At 68.2% G+C, this 22,343-nt stretch carries 21 protein-coding genes and 1 tRNA gene; 17 read left to right on the forward strand and 5 right to left on the reverse strand.

What is annotated here, in order from left to right:
- Position 1 precedes the first annotated feature (1 nt).
- Both GH266_RS11990 and hisC read right to left on the reverse strand, forming a co-directional pair.
- Positions 2–922, reverse strand: coding sequence for a prephenate/arogenate dehydrogenase family protein (locus GH266_RS11990; RefSeq protein ID WP_158194113.1), 921 nt, complete (start codon positions 920–922; stop codon positions 2–4).
- Between the two features lie 62 nt (positions 923–984).
- Positions 985–2,106, reverse strand: a complete 1,122-nt coding sequence (hisC, locus tag GH266_RS11995; RefSeq protein ID WP_158194114.1) for a histidinol-phosphate transaminase — start codon at positions 2,104–2,106, stop codon at positions 985–987.
- Between the two features lie 384 nt (positions 2,107–2,490).
- Here hisC and metX point away from each other — a divergent pair, with 384 nt between their 5' ends.
- Positions 2,491–3,720: a homoserine O-acetyltransferase MetX gene (gene metX / locus GH266_RS12000; protein WP_158194115.1), complete on the forward strand. Its 1,230-nt coding sequence runs from the start codon at positions 2,491–2,493 to the stop codon at positions 3,718–3,720.
- Positions 3,721–3,845: 125 nt separating this feature from the next.
- Positions 3,846–4,409, forward strand: coding sequence for a methionine biosynthesis protein MetW (metW, locus tag GH266_RS12005; RefSeq protein ID WP_067224794.1), 564 nt, complete (start codon positions 3,846–3,848; stop codon positions 4,407–4,409).
- Here the strand turns inward: metW and GH266_RS12010 are convergent.
- The 3 genes from GH266_RS12010 to GH266_RS12020 form a co-directional block, all read right to left on the reverse strand.
- A complete protein-coding gene (locus GH266_RS12010) occupies positions 4,342–5,196 on the reverse strand; it encodes a class I SAM-dependent methyltransferase (protein WP_158194116.1) in 855 nt (284 codons plus the stop codon). The genes metW and GH266_RS12010 overlap by 68 nt on opposite strands.
- A gap of 159 nt (positions 5,197–5,355) precedes the next feature.
- A complete protein-coding gene (locus GH266_RS12015) occupies positions 5,356–5,895 on the reverse strand; it encodes a MarR family winged helix-turn-helix transcriptional regulator (RefSeq protein ID WP_158194117.1) in 540 nt (179 codons plus the stop codon).
- A gap of 10 nt (positions 5,896–5,905) precedes the next feature.
- The gene (locus tag GH266_RS12020) at positions 5,906–6,406 is read right to left on the reverse strand and encodes a flavin reductase family protein (protein ID WP_158194118.1); all 501 of its coding nucleotides are present in this window, start codon (positions 6,404–6,406) and stop codon (positions 5,906–5,908) included.
- 238 nt (positions 6,407–6,644) lie between these two features.
- Between GH266_RS12020 and GH266_RS12025 the strand changes: the two genes are divergently transcribed.
- The 15 genes from GH266_RS12025 (at position 6,645) to acs (ending at position 22,272) form a co-directional block, all read left to right on the forward strand.
- Positions 6,645–7,691: a 2,5-dihydroxypyridine 5,6-dioxygenase NicX family protein gene (locus GH266_RS12025; protein WP_158194119.1), complete on the forward strand. Its 1,047-nt coding sequence runs from the start codon at positions 6,645–6,647 to the stop codon at positions 7,689–7,691.
- Positions 7,688–8,491 carry an alpha/beta fold hydrolase gene (locus GH266_RS12030; RefSeq protein ID WP_158194120.1) on the forward strand — a complete coding sequence of 268 codons (804 nt, stop codon included), beginning with the start codon at positions 7,688–7,690 and terminating at the stop codon, positions 8,489–8,491. The genes GH266_RS12025 and GH266_RS12030 overlap by 4 nt, the downstream gene beginning before the upstream one ends.
- On the forward strand, positions 8,488–9,759 hold the full coding sequence (locus GH266_RS12035) for an acyl-CoA dehydrogenase family protein (protein ID WP_158194121.1): 1,272 nt from the start codon (positions 8,488–8,490) through the stop codon (positions 9,757–9,759). The genes GH266_RS12030 and GH266_RS12035 overlap by 4 nt, the downstream gene beginning before the upstream one ends.
- A complete protein-coding gene (locus GH266_RS12040; RefSeq protein ID WP_199270303.1) occupies positions 9,756–11,294 on the forward strand; it encodes a class I adenylate-forming enzyme family protein in 1,539 nt (512 codons plus the stop codon). The genes GH266_RS12035 and GH266_RS12040 overlap by 4 nt, the downstream gene beginning before the upstream one ends.
- Positions 11,295–11,325: 31 nt before the next feature.
- The gene (locus tag GH266_RS12045; RefSeq protein WP_158194122.1) at positions 11,326–12,339 is read left to right on the forward strand and encodes a TRAP transporter substrate-binding protein; all 1,014 of its coding nucleotides are present in this window, start codon (positions 11,326–11,328) and stop codon (positions 12,337–12,339) included.
- A complete protein-coding gene (locus tag GH266_RS12050; protein WP_158194123.1) occupies positions 12,336–12,845 on the forward strand; it encodes a TRAP transporter small permease in 510 nt (169 codons plus the stop codon). The genes GH266_RS12045 and GH266_RS12050 overlap by 4 nt, the downstream gene beginning before the upstream one ends.
- A 43-nt stretch (positions 12,846–12,888) precedes the next feature.
- On the forward strand, positions 12,889–14,181 hold the full coding sequence (locus GH266_RS12055) for a TRAP transporter large permease (RefSeq protein WP_158194124.1): 1,293 nt from the start codon (positions 12,889–12,891) through the stop codon (positions 14,179–14,181).
- 146 nt (positions 14,182–14,327) lie between these two features.
- The gene (locus GH266_RS12060; protein WP_158194125.1) at positions 14,328–14,648 is read left to right on the forward strand and encodes a hypothetical protein; all 321 of its coding nucleotides are present in this window, start codon (positions 14,328–14,330) and stop codon (positions 14,646–14,648) included.
- A 108-nt stretch (positions 14,649–14,756) separates the two neighbouring features.
- The gene (gene leuC, locus GH266_RS12065; protein WP_158194126.1) at positions 14,757–16,169 is read left to right on the forward strand and encodes a 3-isopropylmalate dehydratase large subunit; all 1,413 of its coding nucleotides are present in this window, start codon (positions 14,757–14,759) and stop codon (positions 16,167–16,169) included.
- A 227-nt stretch (positions 16,170–16,396) separates the two neighbouring features.
- Positions 16,397–16,954 (forward strand): HNH endonuclease, encoded by a 558-nt coding sequence (locus tag GH266_RS12070; protein ID WP_158194127.1) that lies wholly within the window; start codon positions 16,397–16,399, stop codon positions 16,952–16,954.
- Between the two features lie 199 nt (positions 16,955–17,153).
- Positions 17,154–18,554 (forward strand): TadE/TadG family type IV pilus assembly protein, encoded by a 1,401-nt coding sequence (locus GH266_RS12075; protein WP_158194128.1) that lies wholly within the window; start codon positions 17,154–17,156, stop codon positions 18,552–18,554.
- Positions 18,555–18,823: 269 nt separating this feature from the next.
- Positions 18,824–18,899 (forward strand) — tRNA-Thr (locus tag GH266_RS12080).
- A gap of 329 nt (positions 18,900–19,228) precedes the next feature.
- Positions 19,229–19,750: a hypothetical protein gene (locus GH266_RS12085; protein ID WP_158194129.1), complete on the forward strand. Its 522-nt coding sequence runs from the start codon at positions 19,229–19,231 to the stop codon at positions 19,748–19,750.
- Between the two features lie 29 nt (positions 19,751–19,779).
- The gene (locus GH266_RS12090) at positions 19,780–20,178 is read left to right on the forward strand and encodes a DUF1761 domain-containing protein (RefSeq protein WP_158194130.1); all 399 of its coding nucleotides are present in this window, start codon (positions 19,780–19,782) and stop codon (positions 20,176–20,178) included.
- Between the two features lie 153 nt (positions 20,179–20,331).
- Positions 20,332–22,272, forward strand: a complete 1,941-nt coding sequence (gene acs / locus GH266_RS12095; RefSeq protein WP_158194131.1) for an acetate--CoA ligase — start codon at positions 20,332–20,334, stop codon at positions 22,270–22,272.
- Positions 22,273–22,343 lie beyond the last annotated feature (71 nt).

A 22,343-nucleotide genomic window follows, 5' to 3' on the forward strand; every position in this document is an offset into this window, starting at 1 on the left:
CTTAGCGCTTGGCGTCGCGGCCGAAGTTCGGCGCGTCGGTCTCCTGGCCCGCCTCGACGATGGAACGGCGGATGCCGCGCGTGCGGGTGAAGAGCTCGAACAGCGCCTCGCCGTCGCCCCAGCGCACCGCCCGCTGCAAGGCCGACAGGTCCTCGGAGAAGCGCGACAGCATCTCCAGGATCGCGTCCTTGTTGTGCAGGCACACGTCGCGCCACATGGTCGGGTCGGAGGCCGCAAGCCGCGTGAAGTCGCGAAAGCCCGAGGCGGAATACTTGATCACCTCGGACTTGGTCACCGTCTCCAGATCGTCGGCCGTGCCGACGATGTTGTAGGCGATGATGTGCGGCACATGCGAGACGATGGCCAGGACCAGGTCGTGATGCTCGGCATCCATCGTGTCGACCATCGAGCCGCAGGCCCGCCAGAAGGCCGACAGCCGCTCCAGCGCCTCAGGGTCGGTGCCCGGCACCGGCGTCAGGATGCACCAGCGGTTTCGGAACAGTTCGGCAAAGCCCGCATCCGGTCCCGAATGCTCGGTGCCGGCGATGGGATGGCCGGGGATGAAATGCACCCCGTCCGGCAGGTGCGGCGCCATCTGCCGCACCACGGAGGCCTTGGTCGAGCCGACATCGGTGACGATGGCACCGGGGGCAAGCGCCGGGGCGATCCACTTGGCCACCGCCTCGCTCGCGCCCACCGGCACGCACAGGATGACGAGATCGGCACCGCTCACCGCCTCGGCGGCGTCGAGATGATAGCTGTCGCCGAGCCCCAGTTCCTCGGCCCGGCGCAGTGTCTGCTCCGAGCGGGTGGAAATGGCGATCTCCTCGGCCAGCCCCTCGCGCCGCGCCGCATGCGCGATGGAGGAGCCGATGAGGCCGATGCCGATCAGGGCAAGGCGGCGGAATTTCGGATCTGACATGAAAACGGCCTGACACTTGCGGTTCCCGCGCGCCGTGGCGCGGGAACCGTCGCCGTGGCGCCTCAGCGCCCGGCGAGGAACTCCTTCAGCACCGAGACGACCTCGCGGTTGGCCTCCTCGCTGCCGATCGACATGCGCAGCGCATTGGGCAGCCCGTAGGCGCCGACGGCCCGCAGCACGCATCCGCGCGCGCTGAGATAGGCATCGGCCTCCGCCGCGGTGCGGCCCGGCTCCTCGGGGAAGTGGATCAGCACGAAATTGCCGACGCTCGGCGTAACTTCAAGGCCCAGCGCCGCCATTTCCTTGCTCACCCAGTCCAGCCAGATGTCGTTATGGGCGACGGCGGTCTCCAGGAAGGCGCGGTCGCGCACGGCGGCGATGCCGGCGGCCTGCGAGGCGCCGGAGACGTTGAACGGCCCGCGCACCCGGTTCAGCGCGTCGATCACATGCGCCGGGCCGTAGCCCCAGCCGATGCGCAGCGCCGCCAGACCGTAGATCTTGGAGAAGGTGCGCGTCATCAGCACGTTGTCGGCCGTCGCCGCCAGTTCGACGCCGGCCTCGTAGTCGTTGCGGCGCACATATTCGGCATAGGCCGCATCGAGCACCAGAAGGACGGAAGGCGGCAGGCCGGCATGCAACCGGCGGATCTCGTCGAACGGCAGGTAGGTGCCGGTCGGATTGTTCGGATTGGCAAGGAACACGACCTTGGTGCGCGGGGTCACCCGCGCCAGCAGCGCGTCGACATCCGTCGTCAGGTTCTGCTCCGGGGCGACGACCGGCGTGCCGCCGGCGGCCAGGATGGCGATCTTGTAGACCAGGAAGCCGTATTCGCTGTAGAGCCCCTCGTCGCCCGGACCGATATAGGTACGCGCCACCAGCTCCAGGATCTCGTCCGAGCCGTTGCCGCAGATCATCCGCTCCGGGTTCAGGCCGTAGACGTCGGCGATCGCCTCGCGCAGACCCGTCGAGCCGCCGTCCGGATAGAGCTCCAGATGACCGGCGCAGGCGCTGAACGCCTCCACGGCGCGCGGGCTCGGGCCCAGCGGCGTCTCGTTGGAGGACAGCTTGTGGAGCTTCGCACCGCCCGCCGCCTTGGTCCGGCCGGGCACGTAGGGAGCGATCTCCAGAATGCCGGGGCGCGGCTCGGGACGGGACGGGGAACGGGGATCGGCGGTCGTCAGCATGGCCGAGATTTCCTGACTGCGGCGGTCTTGGCCGGCACGCGGGCCGGCCTTGCGGGACTACCGTATCGGCAACCATGCCGGCACGGCGGAAGAACGGCCGGCAACCATGCCGGCCTTGCGATGAGGGCGGCCGGCAACCATACCGGCCTTGCGAAAAGACAGCCGGCGCCCGCTGAAAACGGGGCTCCGGCCAGCGCATACTCATAGGCAGTAGGCCTGTCGAAAGCAAAAGAAAACATTGACGTTGCCCGGACGGGCTCCTACGTCTGCTGGTCCCCGCGGGCCGGCCCCCACAAGGGCGAAAACCGGCCCTCGCGAGACAGTTTCGACCCCAGGCGTTGCCTGCAAACCGCGCGAACGCCGCCAGGAGGATGTCCGGCACCGATGAGCAAGGACACGACCGCCGAAGAGACCCCGCCCGATCAGAGCCCACCGGAACTGCGGGCAGCGCCGGCCAGCGAGGCCGACAACCCGTCGAGCCGCGTCGAGAGGTTCGGCGGCGACAAGGCGTTGCAGCTCGATTCCGGCACCGTGCTCGATCCCTGGCAGATCGCCTACGAGACCTATGGTACGCTGAACGAGGACCGCAGCAACGCGATCCTCGTCGCCCACGCCCTGACCGGCGACCAGTATGTCGCCTCGCCCAATCCGCTGACCGGCAAGCCCGGCTGGTGGTCGCTGCTCGTCGGCCCGGGCAAGCCGGTCGACACCGACCGCTTCTTCGTCATCTGCGCCAATGTGCTCGGTGGCTGCCTCGGCACCACCGGCCCCGCCTCCACCAATCCGGCGACCGGCCGGCGCTGGGGCCTCGACCTGCCGCTGGTGACCATCCGCGACATGGTCCGCGCCCAGGCGGTGCTGCTCGACCATCTCGGCATCGAGACGCTGTTTTCCGTGGTCGGCGGCTCCATGGGCGGCATGCAGGTGCTGCAATGGGCGGTGAGCTATCCCGAGCGGGTGTTTTCCGCCGTGCCCATCGCCGCCGCCGCCCGCCATTCCTCGCAGAACATCGCCTTCCACGAGGTCGGCCGCCAGGCGGTGATGGCCGATCCCAACTGGTGCGGCGGGCGCTATTTCGAGCGCGGCGTGCGCCCCTCCAAGGGGCTGGCGGTGGCGCGCATGGCCGCCCACATCACCTATCTCTCCGACCCGGCGCTGCACCGCAAGTTCGGCCGCAACCTGCAGGACCGCGAGGCGATCACCTTCGGCTTCGACGCCGATTTCCAGATCGAGAGCTACCTGCGCCACCAGGGCATGACCTTCGTCGACCGGTTCGACCCCAACTCCTATCTCTATGTCACCCGGGCGATGGACTATTTCGACCTGGCCGCCGATTTCGGCGGCTCGCTGCCGCGCGCCTTCCTGCATTCGCCGACCCGGTTCTGCGTCATGTCCTTCACCTCCGACTGGCTGTTCCCCACCGCCGAGAGCAAGGCCGTGGTCAAGGCGCTGAATGCGGCCGCCGCCAACGTCTCCTTCGTCGAGGTGGAGAGCGACCGCGGCCACGACGCCTTCCTGCTCGATGAGCCGGAAATGTTCCGCACCGTGCTCGGTTTCCTGACCGGCGCGGCCCATGCCCGCGGGATCGCCCCGCCGGCGGGAGGTGCTGCATGAGCGTGACGACCATCACCACACCCGAGGCCGCGGTGGACGCGCCGCCCGTGCCGACGACCGCGCCGCAGGCTGCCGCCCAGCCGGGCAGCGCGCGCGGCGACCACCGTCTCGTCGCCGATCTGGTCATGCCGGGATCGCGGGTGCTCGACATCGGCTGCGGCGAGGGCGAGCTGCTCGATCTGCTGATCCGCGAGAAGCAGGTGGACGGGCGCGGCCTGGAACTGTCGCAGGCCGGCGTCAACGCCTGCGTCGCCCGCGGTCTGTCGGTCGTCCAGGGCGATGCCGACCGCGACCTGTCGGACTATCCGGACAACGCCTTCGACTTCGTCATCCTCAGCCAGACGCTGCAGGCGACCTACGCTCCGCGCCGGGTGCTGGAGGAGCTGCTGCGCATCGGCTCCAACGTCATCGTGTCCTTCCCGAACTTCGGCTTCTGGCGCAATCGCCTGCAGCTTCTGTTCGGCGGCCGCATGCCGGTCACCGACTACCTGCCCTATTCCTGGTACGACACGCCGAACATCCACTTCTGCACCATCCGCGACTTCGTGCTCCTGTGCCAGGAGGCCGATGCCCGGATCGTCAAGTCGATGGCGCTGGATGCGGGCGGCCGCCCGGTCGGCTTCACCGCGCCCTGGTGGGTCTGGAACCTGATCGGCGAACAGGCCCTGTTCCTGCTGAAACGCTCGTAAGGCCTGACCGCCCGAAGCCAGACCGCCTGAACCCGGAGCCGGCGCGCCCGTTCATGCCGGGCGCGGCGCCCTCCGGCACGAAGACCGGCCGCAGCGCCTTCATCAGCCGCGTCTCGCCGCCGGCCGGCGCACCGCGGAACATCTGCTTCTCCGCCTCGATCACCAGCAGACCGGCAAAGGCCGGCCACAGCCGGCGGCCGATCCGGTCCCAGGCCGGCGCGCTGCGCAGCACCAGTCGCGAGCGGGTCGGCGGCAGGCACAGCGCCTCGTCGCTTCCCGACGGGCGGAACTGGCAGGCGCGCAGCAGCCCCTCGATCTGTCCGCGCGAGAACGGCCGGCCGTAGCCGAAGGGCGAGATTTCCGAGCGCGCCCACAATCCCCGCCGGTTGGCGACGACGACGATCATCCGCCCGCCCGGCACCAGCACCCGCCAGATCTCGCGCAACAGCGCTTCCGCATCGCCGCAATGGTCGAGGCAGTGGACGACGAGCACATTGTCGAAGACGTGATCGGGGAACGGCAGCTCGGTCTCGTCGACCAGCGTCGCCGAGTTGCGCCCGCCGCGCGGCCAGGCGACCACCCCTTGCGCCGCCGGCATCGCGGCGATGCACCGCTCCGCCTCTTCCAGATAGGGCCGCATGTACGGCGCGGCGTAGCCGACCCCGAGCAGGCTACGCCCTTTCAGGTCGGGCCAGCGGGCGCGGATCCGCGCGCCGACCAGCACCCGCATCATCCGTCCGAGCGGCAGGTCGTAGAAGGTACGCTGGTGCTGGACGTCGAGATACATGCTGACCCGCCTGAGGCAGACCCCGGCGGGGCGTGCGGGCTGATTGAACCCGTTGCGGCGTTTGGATGCAACAACGCAACTTTTCGGCATTTCGAGACGGAATTTTGCAAAATCCGTCTCAATTTCTGCAATAGCCCTCAAATCATTGTAATTACAATATTATTTTTCGGAAAAACCGTCGAAATCCACGAAAGGAGCGCCAGATCCCGCCCGTTCGATCAGCCGCAGCAGGGCCCGGCGCAGCGTCTCCGTTTCCCCCTCGCCGATCGCCTCGACCAACCGCGCCTGATGTGCCTGCGCCTCGAGGATAAGTTCGTCGACATGCGCCTCGCCCGCCGGCGTCAGCCGCACCCAGACGCGGCGCCGGTCTTGCTCATCCGCCTGCCGCGCGACCAGCCCCTTGGCGACCAGCTTGTCGACGGTCTTGGAGATCGCCGGCTGGTTGGCAAGGCAGCTCTTCGCCAGTTCGCCGACGGTCAGCCCCTCGCCCGTCCCCTTCAGCGAGGCGAGGATGCGCCACACCGCCACCGGCACGCCGCGGGCCCGCACCTGCTCGTGGAATTCCGCGCTTGCAACGCTGGAGGCCCGCGCCAGCAGATAGAGCAGATAGCCGTCGACGAAGCGCCCGGAGGCAGCGCCGGAAGCGCCTTCAGGCGGGCTGCCGGGGGACGGGCGGCTAGGTGCCGCAAGATCGGTCATTGCACGCCTCTCATTCGGGCAGGGCGGCCGACGGGCCGGCATAGCTCGGGGTCGCGTAGCGCCCCGAATGATAGAGCAGCGGCTCGCGGTCCGCATGGTCGAAGGCCTCGACCCGCCCGAGGAAAACCAGGTGGTCGCCGCCCTCCACCCGGGTCGCGTTGAGGCACTCGAACACGGCGGTTACCCCCGCCAGCACGGGCACGCCGCACTGCCCCGGCTGCCACGAAACTCCAGCGAAACGGTCCTCCACCGGCCGCGCGAACCGGTCGGACAGCGCCTGCTGATCGGACGCCAGGATGTTGACCGCATAGTGCCGGGACCGCTCGAAAACGGCGAGATTCTGCGATTTTCGGGCGAGACTCCACAGCACCATCGGCGGGTCGAGCGAGACCGAGTTGAAGGAATTGGCCGTCAGCCCGACCGGCCGGCCGGCCTCGTCCAGCGTGGTGACGATGGTGACGCCGGTGACGAACCGCCCGAGGGCGCTGCGGAAGCTGCGGTGATCGCTCATCATGGCCCGTCCTCGTGCCTTCGGCTTGCGGAATGCCGGCGACCCGCCGCCGGCAACAAGTTCATGCCTAAAAATATTCCTTTTCATACAATAACGAAATTGCTACGCTCCTCCAAGTTCTTTTCGCTTGCTGCGAAAATTGCCCGCCCGGCGCAACAAAACGTCGGACGGCACGGATCTGGCCGTGCCGGACATCGGCGCGAAGCGATGGGCCGGGGCGGATCGGGAGGAGGATCTGATGCTCGCCGACAGGATCGAGGGAAAGTGGATCGACGCCTTCGCGGCCGTCTTCACCCTCTGCAAGGTCGCGCCGGGGGAGAGTGTCGCAATCCTCTCCGAAACCCAGTCGCGCGCCCTCAACGTCCACATCGCGGAACTCGCCCTGCTGCGCCTCGGCGCCCGACCCTTTCACGTGGTCGTGCCGACGCCCCCGCAGGATGCGCCGGTGCCGGTGCGCTCGACCGGCGCGTCGGCCGCGCTCACCGGACAGGACGCGGCGATTGCCGCCCTTGCCGCCAGCGGCCTTGTCGTCGACCTGACGGTCGAAGGCCTGCTGCACGCGCCGGAGCTTCCGCGCATCATCGCGGGCGGCGCCCGCATGTTGATGATTTCAAACGAACATCCGGACGCGCTTGAGCGCCTGCTGCCGCAGCCACGCGACAAGGACCGGGTGCGAGAGGCCGTCTCCCGCATCCGTGTGGCGACCGAGATGACTGTCACCTCCGCCGCCGGCACGGACCTCAAGGTCGCCATGAAAGGCGCCTCGACCGTCGGCGTTTGGGGCTGGTGCGACCGGCCGGGCTCCGTCGCCCACTGGCCGGCCGGCCTCGTCGTCAGCTTTCCCGCCGCCCACAGCGTCAACGGCACATTGGTGCTGGATGCCGGCGACATCAACCTGACCTTCAAGCGCTATCTCGAGCGCCCGGTCCGCCTCACCATTGTCGACGACTACGTGACGGCGATCGAGGGCGAAGGTACGGATGCCGAGCTGACCCGCCGCTATCTCGCCGCCTGGGGCGACAAGGAGGCCTATGCCGTCGCCCATGTCGGCTTCGGCATGAATGCCGGGGCACGCTACGAGGCGCTGACCATGTACGACCAGCGCGAGACCAACGGAACGGAAGTGCGCGCCTATTCGGGCAATTTCCTGTTCTCGACCGGGGCCAACGAGTTCGCCGGCCGCTTCACCAAGGGTCATTTCGACATCCCGGTGCGCGGCTGCACCATCGCGCTCGACGGCGAACCGGTGGTGGTGGACGGCGAGCTGATCGAGGCGCTGCGATGAGCCGGCCCGACCACATCCGCAGGACCGGGGGCGAACGCGCCGTCGTGCTGCTGCACGGCATCGGCGCCGGCGCGGAGATGTTTGCGCCGCAGATCGAGGGGCTCGGCCGGGACCACGACACCATCGGCTGGAACCTTCCCGGCTACGGCAGCACCGCGCTGCTGTCGCCGATGACCTTCCCGGCCTTGTCTGCGGCCCTGCTCGCCTTTCTCGACCGGCTCGGGCTCGACCAGGTCGACCTGCTCGGGCACTCGATCGGCGGCATGCTGGCCCAGGACTTCGTCGCCCGCCATCCGAACCGCGTGCGCACCCTGGTTCTGTCCGCCACCACCGCCGCCTTCGGCAGCCGCGACGGCGAGTTCCAGAAGCGCTTCGTCGCCGAGCGGCTGGCCCCGCTCGATGCCGGACGGACGATCCCCGAGCTGGCCCGCGAATTCGTGCCGGATCTCGTCGGACCGGCCTGCGACCCGGCCGCCGTACCAGTGGCCACCGCCGCCATGAGCCGGGTCCCGGAGGCTACCTATCGCGAGGCGATCCGCTGCCTTGCTACCTTCGATGCGCGCGACACGCTGGCCGACATCGCCGTGCCGGTGCTGCTCGTCGCCGGCGAGGTCGACCGCAATGCCCCGGCCCCGACCATGCGCCGGATGGGCGAGAAGCTGCGCGATGCCCGCTACGTGGAGCTGCCCGGCACCGGCCATCTGGCCCCGCTGGAATGCCCGCAAGCCTTCGAGGCCGCGCTCCGCGACTTCCTGAAACAGACCGAGACCACACCGCCGCAAGAGGGAGCAGGCCGATGACCGTCGCCGATCTCGAGACGCTCGACATGGACAAGCCGATCTTCGATCCCAAGGCCTTCCGCCTGACCGAGCAGGAGGAGGAACTGACCGCCCTCGCCCGCCGGGTGGCCAAGTCCCGCTTCGCTCCGCGCGCCGAGGCCATCGACCGCGACGCGGTGTTTCCGACGCAGAACTACCGCGACATGCACGAGACCGGCCTGCTCGGCATCTGCGTGCCCAAGGAGGACGGCGGCCACGGCGCACCGTTCCGCACCTACATGATGACGGCGGCCGAGATCGGTCGCTATTGCGGCGCGACGGCCCTGACCTGGAACATGCATGTCTGTTCCTGCCTGTGGACCGGCGCGCTGACCGACGACCTGGAAATCGAGGCCGGCGAGCGCGAGCTGCATCGCCAGCGCCGTGCCGTCCACTATAAGCGCATCCTGGAAGACGGGGCTATCTACTCCCAGCCCTTCTCGGAAGGCGGCGCCGCCGCGGCCGGTGCCGCGCCCTTTTCCACCTCCGCCCGCAAGGTCGACGGCGGCTGGATCATCAACGGCAAGAAGATCTTCGCCTCCCTGTCCGGCCATGCCGATTATTACGGTATCCTCTGCGGCGAGATGAAGGAGGGCGAGCGCCCCTCGCGCCGCGACACGATGTATATCGCCGTGCCGGCGACGGCCGAGGGCGTCGAGGTGGTCGGCCCGTGGGATCCGCTCGGCATGCGCGGCACCGTTTCGCGCACCCTGCTGTTCAAGGATGTCTTCGTCTCCGAGGACGAGTCCCTGATGCCGCGCGGCGTCTACTACCAGGCGGCCAGCCGCTGGCCGCACATGTTCATGACCCTGTCGCCGACCTATATGGGCATCGCCCAGGCGGCCTTCGACTTCACCGTGAAATACCTGCGCGGCGAATGGCCGGGCCTGCCGCCGGTCAAGCGGCGCATGTTCCCCACCAAGCAGATGGGCGTCGCCCAGATGCACCTGATGCTGGAGCAGACCAAGGCCCTGTGGTTCCATGCGATCACCGAGGCCGGTCCCGATCCCTCGCGCGAGCAGATGCTGCGCGCCTGGGCGGCCCATTACACGGTGATGGAGAACGCCAACGAGATCTGCCAGCTCGCCATCCGCACCTGCGGCGGCCAGTCGATGCTGAAGTCCCTGCCGCTGGAGCGCCTGTTCCGCGACAGCCGCTGCGGCGCCCTGATGCTGCCCTGGACCGCCGAGATCTGCCTCGACCGGATCGGCCGGGAAAGCCTCTACCTGCCGGGAGAAACCGACGAGTGACGTCGATCGACCACTGGATCGAGGCGCATGCGCGCTTCACCCCGGGAAAGACGGCGCTGGTCTTCGGCGACGAGCGGATCGACTACGCCGCTCTCGCCGACCGCATCGGCCGGCTGGCCGGCGCGCTTGTGGCCCGCCACGGCATCAAGCGCGGCGAGCGGATCGCGTATCTCGGCACCAATTCGCCCGACCAGCTGCTGCTGACTTTCGCCGCCGCCCGGATCGGCGCCATCGTCGTACCGCTGAACTGGCGCCTTGCCCCGCCCGAGCTCTCGCACGCCCTCGCTGACAGCGGCGCAAGGCTCCTGGTGCACCAGCCCGATTTCGCGGCCACCCTTGCCGCGATGGCGACTCTCTCCCCGCTTCCCGAGCAGTTATTGGCCGACCCGGCAACGGGCGGGCTCGCCCACCAGGCGAGGGATGACGCGCCGCTCGGCCATGACGAGGGAGACGGCACGGCGCAGGATCCCCTGCTGATCGTCTACACCTCCGGCACGACCGGCCGGCCGAAGGGCGCCGTGCTGACCCAGGCCGCCGTCGAGGCCAACGCGCTGAACGCCCTGCACATGCAGGAGATCACCGCCACTGACACGGTCCTGACGGTGCTGCCGATGTTCCATGTCGGCGGGCTCAACATCCAGACGACGCCGGCGCTCTATGCCGGGGCGACGGTGATCCTGCACGACCGCTTCCACCCCGGCGCGACGCTCGCCGCGATCCGCGACCAGCGCCCCGACCTCACCGTGCTGGTGCCGGCAACGCTCGCCGCACTGATCGCCCATCCCGAGTGGGAGACGGCGGACCTTTCCTCCCTGCGCCTTGTCGCGACCGGTTCTTCCGACGTGCCGCACGCCCTGATGCGCGCCTTCGTCGACCGCGGCGTGCCGGTGCTGCAGGTCTATGGCGCGACCGAGACCGGACCGGTCGCGATCTACCAGCGCCGCGAGAACGTTGTCCCGGAATTCGGCGCCATCGGCCGGCCCGGCCTGCATACGAAGGCGCGCATCCGCATCGGCGAGCGCGACGCCCGCCCCGGCGAGATCGGCGAGATCGAGCTGAAGGGCGGCAACATCACGCAAGGCTACTGGAACAACGAGACGGCAACGGCCGACACGTTCCGCGGCGGCTGGTTCCGCACCGGGGACCTTGCCCTTTGCGACGAGGCCGGCGTCTTCTGGTTCAAGGACCGCTTGAAGAACGTCATCATCTCCGGCGGCGAGAACATCTATCCGGCCGAGCTGGAGCGGGTGCTCGGCGAGATCGCCGACTTGAGGGAGGCCGCAGTGGTCGGCATTTCCGATCCGCGCTGGGGCGAAAGCCCCGTGGCGGTGGTGGTTGCGGAACCCGGCCGGGAGGTCACCGCCGAGGCGGTGCTGGCAGGGTTCGACGGACGTCTGGCGCGCTACAAGCACCCGAAATCCGTCGTCTTCACGCAGGAGCTGCCGCGCAATGCGCTCGGCAAGATCCAGCTGGAAAGGGTCAGGAAAATAGCCGAGGATGCGCTCAATGCGTCCGGCAAGAAGCAAAGCGCCTGACCGGAACAAGAACCAGACAGAGGGGACTGAAATGCGGAAATTCATCGGGATGCTGACCGCGGTCGCGGCACTTGGCCTCGCCACTGCCGCCTCCGCCGAGACCACCTTGCGCGTGTCCAACTGGCTGCCGCCGTCCCACCCCATCGTCAAGGACATCCTGGCCCCCTGGGGCGAGCAGGTGGCCAAGGCGACCGACGGACGCGTCAAGGTCGAGATCATGGCCGCGCCGATCGGCAAGCCGCCGGCACAGTTCGACCTGATCCGCTCGGGCGCGGCCGATGTCGGCTATGGCGTGCATGGCTACACGCCCGGCCGCTTCAAGCTGACGCCGCTGGTCGAGGGGCCGTTCCTGTCCGATAGCGCCGAGGCGCTGTCCGTCGCCTACTGGAAGGTGCAGGAGGCGATGCTCTCCAAGGCCGACGAGCATGAGGGCGTCAAGCTGCTCACCGTCTTCACCCATGGTCCCGGCGGCATCTACACGACCACCAAGAAGGTCGCCTCGGTCGACGACCTTGCCGGCCTGAAGATGCGCATCGGCGGCGGCATCGTTGCCGAGATCGCCTCGCGGCTCGGCATGGTCGGCGTGCAGGCCCCCTCGCCGCAGGTCTACGAGATCCTCGCCAACGGCGTCGCCGACGGCATCCTGTTCCCGCCGGAGTCCGTGCCCTTCTTCCGCATCGACGAAGTCATCCGCAACGGCGTCTCCGTGCCGGGCGGCCTCTACAACACCTCATTCTTCGTGGTGATGAACCGCGGCGCCTGGGACAAGCTGTCGGATGAGGACAAGGCCGCCATCGACAGCGTGTCGGGCGAAGCCATGGCCCGCATGGCCGGCCAGGCCTGGGACGCGGCCGACGCGGCCGGCGTCAAGGTGATGGAGGACAAGGGCGTCGCCCAGACCACCGCCGACGAGGCCATGACCGCCGCCATCGCCGAGAAGCTCGCCGGTGTCGAGAAGGGCTTCCTCGACGCGGCCTCCGCCGCCGGCATCGATGGCCAGGCGGCCATCGACATGCTCAAGGCCGAGATCGCCGCGGCGAAATGACCGGCGAACCCCGCGACGGCGCGACCGGCGGGGGCGCCAGCCCCTTCCGGCCGCTCGCCGCGGCGACGCGCCTCCTCCAGCTCGTCGCCGCGCTGCTGCTGCTGGTGATGATGGCGGTGACCTTCGTCGACGTCATCGGCCGCTACGTGTTCAACAGTCCGCTGCCCGGCGCCTTCGAGCTGACCGAGGTGCTGCTGGCGCTCGTCGTCTTCGTCGGCCTGCCGATCGTCACCGCACGGCGGGAGCATGTCACTGTCGACCTTCTCACCGGCCGGCTTCCGGGCCGTCTCCGGCAGGGTCTTGCCCGGGCAGCGCTGGCAGTGACCGCCGGCGTGCTGGCGGTGTTTGCCTGGCGGCTGGCGCTTCTGGGCCGCGACTACAGCTCCTATGGCGATGCCACGGTCTATCTGGGCATCCCGCTCGGGCCCGTCGCCGTCGCCATGGCGGTGCTGGCCGGGATTTCCGCGCTCGTCGCCGCCGTTCTCATCCTGCGCCGGCAGCCCTGAGCGGGCCGCCTCGTCCACCTCCCCGAGGGACCTTCGCAAGACCATGGAAACCTGGCTTCCCGGCCTCGTCATTCTCGTCGTCGTGATGTTCGCGGGCGTGCCGATCGCCGTCGCCATGGCCGCCGTCGGCGGCCTCGGCCTGACGATGATCCTCGGCTTCGCCCCGGCCATGGCGATGGTCGGACAGACCACGTTCGACACCGGCCTTTCCTACCCGCTGTCGGTGGTGCCGCTCTTCGTGCTGATGGGCAATCTCGTCACCCGAGCAGGCCTCTCCGACGAGCTCTACGCCGCCTGCCACGCCTGGCTCGGCCATCGCCGCGGCGGCCTTGCCATGGCGACCGCCGTTGCCTGCGGCGGCTTCTCCGCGGTCTGCGGCTCTTCGCTCGCCACCGCCGCGACCATGGGCAAGGTCGCCCTGCCGCAGATGCGCCGCTACAAGTACGACGACGGGCTGGCGAGCGGGGTGATCGCGGCCGGCGGCACGCTCGGCATCCTGATCCCGCCCTCCGTGATCCTGGTACTCTACGGCGTCACCGCCCAGCAGGACATCGCCAAGCTGTTCATCGCCGGCATCATTCCCGGCATTCTCGGCATCCTCGGCTACATGGCCGCCGTCTGGCTGGTCTGCTGGCGGCGCCCCGAAGCCGGCCCGCCGGCCGAGCGCCTGCCCTATCGCGAGCGCTTCCGCGCGCTTGCCGGCGTTGCCGGCATCACCGCCCTGTTCGCGCTGGTGATCGGCGGCATCTATGCCGGCATCTTCACCGCAACGGAGGCCGCCGGCATCGGCGCCAGCGGCGCCTTCGTGATCGCGCTGGCCCGCCGCCGGCTGACCCTCGCCACCCTGCTGGAGACGCTGAGCGATACGGCCGCCACCACGACGATGATGTTCATGGTGCTGATCGGCGCGCTGATCTTCTCCAACTTCGTCAACATCGCCGGTCTGCCGGCGGCGCTCTCGGGCATGGCGGCCGCCTCCGACCTGCCGCCCTGGGCGATCCTGCTCGCCGTGCTCGGCGTCTATCTCTGCCTCGGCATGGTGCTGGAAAGCCTGTCCATGGTGCTGCTCACCGTGCCGATCTTCGCACCGATGATGGCGGCCCTCGGCTACGATCTCGTCTGGTTCGGCATCGTCGTCGTGGTGGTCACCGAAATCAGCCTGATCACACCGCCGGTCGGCCTCAACGTCTTCGTGCTGAAGACGGTGATGCCGGACGTGCCGCTCGGCCGGATCTTCCGCGGCATCGTGCCGTTCATCCTGGCCGATATCGTCCGCCTGGCGCTGATCGTCGCCGTGCCCTCGCTGGTGCTGCTGCTTCCCGGCCTGATGCGCTGACGCCGCCGCGCCGGCGTGCCGGGCGAGCCCCCCGCAGGCAACTGCGGCCTTGACCCGGCAAGGCAATCGGCGCAAATGAAAGGGAACGGGCATGACAACGGCAGGCGCGGCTCGCAGGAGCCGGCGCCTCCTTGCGATGTGGCCCGTTGTCGATCGACATGCCGGCCGCCCGCCGCAGGCGGAGAGGGACCCGGCAGCGTCGGAAGCTGGAGCCGCTGGAGACCATGCCGGTCGCATCGTGTGACAGGACGCCCGCGCCGCCGCGCGGCAGGACATTGCAGCCGGGCGGCACCGTCCGGATTGCGAAGGCCTGCACGCGTCCGCGCCCGACCCGCACCCGCCGCTGGCAGCGTATCGAGATCGGCGACCGTCGCCGCCTGCCCGCGCGCTTTCACGCCCTCTTCGCCTCCCCCGGTGATCCCGGCCTTACCGCCGGCCTCGCGCCGGCCGGGAGTGCCGCCGGCTGAGAGGCCAGGCCCCTTTCTTCGAAATCCGCCATTCGCCGCACCTCATGCGGCACCCGGCCGGAGGCCCGACAGCCCCGTCCAGGACCTTCAGAATATCAGGAGAGACAGATGAACGCTCCGCGCACGCTCTACGACAAGATCTGGGACGACCACGTGGTCGAGACCCAGGAGGACGGCACCGTCCTGCTCTATATCGACCGCCACCTGGTGCATGAGGTCACCAGCCCGCAGGCCTTCGAGGGCCTGCGCATGACCGGCCGCAAGGTCCGCCAGCCGCAGCGCACGCTGGCCGTGGTCGACCACAACGTGCCGACCACCGACCGCAGCCACGGCATCGACGATCCCGAGTCCGCCCTGCAGGTCGACACGCTGGCGAAGAATGCCGCCGAGTTCGGCGTCGAATATTACAGCGAGACGGACCTGCGCCAGGGCATCGTCCACATCGTCGGCCCCGAGCAGGGCTTCACCCTGCCGGGCATGACCATCGTCTGCGGCGACAGCCACACCTCGACCCATGGCGCCTTCGGCGCGCTCGCCCACGGCATCGGCACCTCGGAGGTCGAGCACGTGCTCGCCACCCAGACGCTGATCCAGAAGAAGGCGAAGAACATGCGCGTGACCGTCGACGGCATCCTGCCGGACGGCGTCACCGCCAAGGACATCATCCTGGCGATCATCGGCGAGATCGGCACGGCCGGCGGCACCGGCCATGTCATCGAATATGCCGGCGAGGCGATCCGCGCGCTGTCGATGGAAGGCCGCATGACCGTCTGCAACATGTCGATCGAGGGCGGCGCCCGCGCCGGCCTGATCGCCGCCGACCAGAAGACCTTCGACTATATCAAGGGTCGTCCGAAGGCCCCGAAGGGCGCGGACTGGGACAAGGCGGTCGCCTACTGGCAGAATCTCTTCACCGACGAGGGCGCCCATTTCGACAGCGAGCTGCGCCTCGACGCGGCCAACCTGCCGCCGATCGTCACCTGGGGCTCCAGCCCCGAGGACGTGATCTCGGTGACCGGCCGGGTGCCGGATCCCGAGGAGATCGAGGACGAGAACCGCCGCGCCTCCAAGCGCCGCGCGCTGCAGTACATGGGCCTGACCGCGGGCACCCCGATCACCGACATCGCCGTCGACCGGGTGTTCATCGGCTCCTGCACCAACGGCCGCATCGAGGACCTGCGTGCCGCAGCCTCCGTCATCCGCGGCCAGAAGGTGCGCGAGAGCGTCAACGCCATGGTGGTGCCGGGCTCGGGCCTGGTGAAGGCCCAGGCCGAGGCCGAAGGCCTCGACAAGGTGTTCCGCGAGGCCGGGTTCGATTGGCGCGAGCCGGGCTGCTCCATGTGCCTTGCCATGAACGCCGACAAGCTGTCGCCGGGCGAGCGCTGCGCCTCCACCTCGAACCGCAATTTCGAGGGCCGCCAGGGCTTCAAGGGCCGCACCCATCTGGTGTCGCCGACCATGGCGGCAGCCGCCGCGATCGCCGGCCATTTCGTCGACATCCGCGAGTGGCCGCACGGCTGACAGCCGCCGCCGAACCGGCCGGGACGATGAACGCGGGCCTTCGGGCCCGCGTTTTTTTTGCCCGCAAGCCCCTGGCGCCGAAGACCGAGCCATGCGCTTTGTCGGGCTTCACAAGACTGTCACTGTGGCTCTACACTATGCCTGCGTTCGGTCGACCGGCCGGGGAAGCGAATCGCGGTTGCGATGCGCCTTCGCCGGGCCGGCGAGCAGGCATGAGGAGCGAAGGTGTGACACTCGCCGTCTCTCCAGGTGCTCACCCGGCCCTGGTGCTCAATGCTGACTACCGCCCGCTGGCGTATTATCCGCTGTCGCTCTGGGCGTGGCAGGATGCGGTGAAGGCCGTGTTCCTCGACAGGGTCAATATTGTCTCCGAATACGACATCACGGTCCGAAGTCCGAGCAGCGAGTTCAGACTTCCCAGCGTCGTATCGCTGAAAAGCTACGTAAAGCCGAGCCGCCATCCCGCCTTCACCCGCTTCAACGTCTTCCTGCGCGACCGGTTCCAATGCCAGTATTGCGGCTCGCGGGAGGAACTGACCTTCGACCATCTCGTCCCACGCTCGAAAGGCGGGCAGACCACCTGGGACAACGTGATCACGGCCTGCTCGCCCTGCAACCTCCGCAAAGCCAACAAGTCCTGCGCCGATATCAGCATGTGGCCGATGCATTTGCCCTTCCCCCCGACCGTCCAGGACCTGCACAACAACGGTCGCCTGTTCCCGCCGAACTACCTGCACGACAGCTGGCTCGACTTCCTCTACTGGGACACCGAGCTGGAGCCCTGAGCCCATCGGCTCCCCCGTCACTCGCTGCAGGCTCATGCCCCGCCGGACACCGTCCGCAGGGCCGGCGCTTTTACCCTTTGTCAACCGACTCGTCGAAACCCCCGTCTTTCGCAGATCGGTTTAACCAACCGGTCGCTCCTTCGTGCCACTGTCCCGGACAAAGGCACGTGCCGCCGCATCGGCACGGGAGTGGGAAAAGATGCTGTCTCGTAATTCCGGCAAGAAGCTCGGTGCCACCATGCGCCAGGCGCGGCGCTTCGCCCTGGACCGCAGCGGAGCGATCCTGCCGCTCTTCGCGATCGTTGCGATCTTCGCGATCGTCGCCGGTGGCGCCGGTCTCGACTTCGCCCGCGCCATCAACCAGCGTCAGAGCATTGCCCGCGGTCTCGACGCGGCGATGCTGGCGGTGGCCCGCGAGCTGTCGATCCGCAACATGACCTCGGCAGAGATCCAGTCCTACCTCGACGCCAATTACGAGGCCTATTTCGGCGCCAACACCAAGGGCTCGAACGCGGGCAGCGAGATCATCATCGACGCGCCGAAAATCGATACCGAAGCGCGGGTGATCCAGGTCTCGGCACGCTCTCGCGTACCCACCTACTTCATCCATCTCGCAGGATTCGGCCCGAAGGAGCTGAACGTCGCCGTCAATGCCGAGGCCGTGTACCCGAAGAGCGTCGAGGCGACGCTGGTGCTCGACGTCACCGGCTCGATGGGCGGCAGCAAGATCTCCGCGCTGCGCAATGCCGCTGCGAGCTTCGTCAACACGCTGGTGCCGCCGGACATCGCCCCGATCAACGAGAAGGTGCGGATCGCCGTCGTCCCCTATGCCTCCGGCGTCAACATCGGCTCCTCGCGCGCGACGCTCGCCACCAAGGGAGCGAACGCGACGCGCAGCTCCTACACCGATTGCGTCTCCGAGCGCACAGGCGCGCAGGCCTATACGGATGCCAGCTACATCACCGCCTCGGTCGGACCAGGGACGACCCGGGCCGGCAACAACAGCGGCTATTACTGGAACGGCTCGCGGGCCTACAGTTCCTCCGGCTTCGTCTGCCCCAATGCCGAGGTCGTGCCCCTGACGCTCGATCCCGGCTCCTCGTCCAAGGCGGGAACGCCGCTCTACACGATCTCGCGGCTCTCAGCGAGCGGCAACACCGCCGGCCAGACCGGCGTCGCCTGGGGCTGGTACACGCTGTCGCCCAACTGGTCGACGCTGTGGCCGTCGGACAGCAAGCCTGCCGCCTATTCGGACGAGCGCGTGCTGAAATACATGCTGCTGATGACCGACGGCGAGTTCAACACCTGGTTCGACGGACCGGTGAGGCTGGGCAAGACGAACTACGACTGGATCGCCCGAACCGACCAGAGCACGAACTCGACCAACCGTGCCTTCGAGTTGTGCAACGCGATCAAGAAGAGCGAGATCAAGATCATCACCGTCGGCTTCCAGATCGGCAGCAACTCCCAGGCCAAGAAGGTCATGAGCCAGTGCGCCTCCTCGTCCAGCGACTACTATCTTGCCGACAACGAGGCCGAGCTGAACGCACGGTTCCAGGCGATCGCCAACCAGATCAAGTCGACCTACCTGTCGCGCTGAGGCAGACGCCGACGGGTCCTGCGAAAGCGGGGATGGCGGGCGTAAAGCCTCTTGCGCACCGCCCGCTTGTCCGCTATCACACCGCCACCTGACGGACCGGTCGTCCGGCATCACCCTTCCCGTGGCATCGCCCTTGAGGCTCTGCCGAAGCGGAACGGGACGCTTGCCGAAAAGACAGACCGCCCGGCGGGCAACCGGTCCGGCCCTGTGCCGCCGGTTCTGGCGGGAACCCGCCACACGCCCCGGGGCACTTCGTCCCGGTCTGGTACGCCGCTGTAGCTCAGTTGGTAGAGCACGTCATTCGTAATGATGGGGTCGTAGGTTCGAGTCCTATCAGCGGCACCACTTTCTTTCCTCTTGAAGATCGGCCGGTCCTTGCCGCCCTGGCGGCGCGGATCGCATTCCTTTGCTCCCGGACCATTTCTGCGCCCCGCAAGCCCGGCGATCTGCCAGGACGCCTGGACCGGCGGCACGTGCATGACAGGCGCGCAGTCAGGCGCGCATTTGTGCTGGCAGGAGTTCACGATACGTTCTATCATCGCGGCATGACCGGACCCGTTGCAACCCTGCCGGCCGGCACGACCGCGACTGACGGCGGGACTGCCGGAACGGAGCATCGACCGCCTGTCCCTGCCAATTCCACATCGGCAAGGGCGGAACAGCTCCCCTTTGCCATGCTGCCGGGGGACGCAGACACAGCCGAGCCGGCAGGCAATGCCGACAGCCAACCGGCGGACCTGCTCGCCGCATCGCTGGTCGAGACCCCGGTGGCACAGGAACAGCAGACGCCGACGGGTGAGCTCGTTCCGGCGCAGGCGGGCGCACCGCGCGCGGCCGAGGCGCTTGGCCTCGGCGACCGTTACCGCTATCTCACCGGGGCCTCTGGCCGGCGCTACCTGTTTTCCGGCGTCGATCTCGACGCGCTGGAGGACTTTCGCAACGCGGTGGTGGTGATCGGTCTCGGCGAGGGGCGCCCGGAGAGCGGCCACGCCCGCCGGGTGTGGATCGGCGAGATCGACCGCGACGGCATCCGCCGCGGCCCGGCCCTGCCCCGTGCGCTGTCCCGTGCAGCGGAAGAGGCGCACGGAACCGTGCTGGTTCACCTGCTGGCGGGCCATGCGGCGGAACGGCGCGAGGTGCTGGAGGATCTGGCCGCCGGCCTTGCCAGCGCCGGACTGGAAACACTGAGCGCCTGAACGGCGAAAATTGGGGACGGATCAGGCTGATGATGTTCGACGGGATCGATCTTCTCGCCGTGCTGGCAGCGGCGGTGGCCTCCTTCGCCGCCGGGGCGGTGTGGTACGGATTGCTCGGGAAGGTCTGGATGCGGGCCCCGCGCCTGGACAAGGCCGCCATCCGGCCGCGCCCGCTCTTGTTCATCGGCAGCTTCGTTTGCCAGTTGGTCATGGCGCTGATCTTCGCCGGCATCATCTACCATGCCGGCCCGATGACGGTCGCCAACGGCGTCCTGTCCGCCGTGCTGGTATGGACCGGATTTCTCGCCACCACCCTCATCGTCAACCACCGTTTCCAGGGCGCCTCATGGGGATTGACCCTGATCGACGGCGGCCACTGGCTGGCGGTACTGATCGTTCAGGGCGTCGTTCTCGGCCTGATGGGCTGATGCGGCGCAAAGGCTGACGCAACGTCCTGCCCGGCCTACGAAAGAACGATTGCAGCAAAGTGGACGGCCCCGGCCGCGATCCCCATAATGCGCGGCGACAACGAGCGGCACGCCCGCGTCATGCGCGCGCCTTGAAATACTGGGAGGATCCGTATGTCCGAAAATCTCTATCCGGTTCCGGCTGCGATTGCCGCATCCGCCCTGATCGACGATGCAAAATATCAGGAGATGTACGCTGCGTCGGTTTCCGATCCGGAGGCGTTCTGGGCCGAGCACGGCAAGCGGATCGACTGGATAAAGCCCTATACCCGGGTCAAGAACACCTCCTACGACCCGCACAACGTCTCGATCAAATGGTTCGAGGACGGCACGCTGAACGTCTCGGCCAATTGCGTCGACCGGCACCTGGCCACGCGCGGCGACAAGCCGGCGATCATCTGGGAAGGCGACGACCCGTCCGAGCACAAGGTGATCACCTACCGGGAGCTTGCCGGCGAGGTGAACCGCTTCGCCAACGTGCTGAAGGATCTCGGCGTCGCCAAGGGCGACAGGGTCACCATCTACCTGCCGATGATCCCGGAGGCGGCCTATGCGATGCTGGCCTGCGCCCGGCTCGGCGCCGTCCACTCGGTGGTCTTCGGCGGCTTCTCGCCCGACAGCCTGTCGCAGCGCATCGCCGGCTGCGAGAGCAAGGTGGTGATCACCGCCGACGAGGGGCTGCGCGGCGGGCGCAAGGTGCCGCTCAAGGCCAATGTCGACAAGGCCGCCGACAAGGCGCCGGTCGACAAGGTGCTGGTCGTGCGGCGCACCGGCGGCAACGTCGCCATGAAGGACGGCCGCGACGTGTGGTACCACGAGGCGCGCGAGCGCGTGTCCGACACCTGCCCGCCGGCCGAGGTGAACGCGGAAGACCCGCTCTTCATCCTCTACACCTCCGGCTCGACCGGCCAGCCCAAGGGTGTGCTGCACACCTCCGGCGGCTATCTCGTCTACGCCTCGATGACCCACCAATACGTCTTCGACTGCAAGGACGAGGACATCTACTGGTGCACGGCCGACGTGGGCTGGGTGACCGGCCACTCCTATATCGTCTACGGCCCGCTCGCCAACGGCGCGACGACGCTGATGTTCGAGGGCATCCCGACCTATCCTTCCCCGGCCCGTTTCTGGGAGGTGATCGACAAGCACAAGGTGACGATCTTCTACACCGCGCCGACGGCGATCCGTTCGCTGATGGGCGCCGGCACCGACCATGTGAAGAAGACCTCGCGCGCCTCGCTGCGGATCCTCGGCTCGGTCGGCGAGCCGATCAACCCGGAAGCCTGGATCTGGTATTACGAGAATGTCGGCGACAGCCGCTGCCCGATCGTCGACACCTGGTGGCAGACGGAGACCGGCGGCATCCTGATCACGCCGCTGCCCGGCGCCACGGCGCTGAAGCCCGGCTCGGCGACGCGCCCCTTCTTCGGCGTGCAGCCGGCGCTGGTCGATGCGGAAGGCGCGATCCTGGAGGGCGCCGCCGAGGGCAACCTCGTCATCACCGACAGCTGGCCGGGCCAGATGCGCACGGTCTACGGCGACCACGAGCGCTTCGTGCAGACCTACTTCTCCGCCTACAAGGGGATGTATTTCACCGGTGACGGCTGCCGCCGCGATGCCGACGGCTACTACTGGATCACCGGCCGCGTCGATGACGTCATCAACGTCTCCGGCCACCGCATGGGCACCGCCGAGGTGGAATCGGCGCTGGTCGCCCATCCCAAGGTGTCCGAGGCCGCGGTGGTGGGCTACCCGCACGATCTCAAAGGCCAGGGCATCTATGTCTATGTGACGCTGATGGCCGGCGAGCAGCCGAGCGAGGAGCTCGCCAAGGAACTGCGCGCCTGGGTGCGCCAGGAGATCGGGCCGATCGCCTCGCCCGACCTGATCCAGTTCGCACCGGGCCTGCCCAAGACCCGCTCGGGCAAGATCATGCGCCGCATCCTGCGCAAGATCGCCGAGGACAGCTTCGAAAACCTCGGCGACACCTCGACGCTGGCCGATCCGGCCGTGGTCGACGACCTGATCGAGAACCGCCAGAACCGCGGCGCCTGACGCACAACGGACGACACAACACGAAAAGAAAAGGGGCGCGGGATCATTTCCCGCGCCCCTTTTCGTTCTGG

It is taken from the genome of Stappia indica (genome assembly GCF_009789575.1).
Taxonomy (GTDB): Bacteria; Pseudomonadota; Alphaproteobacteria; order Rhizobiales; family Stappiaceae; genus Stappia; species Stappia indica_A.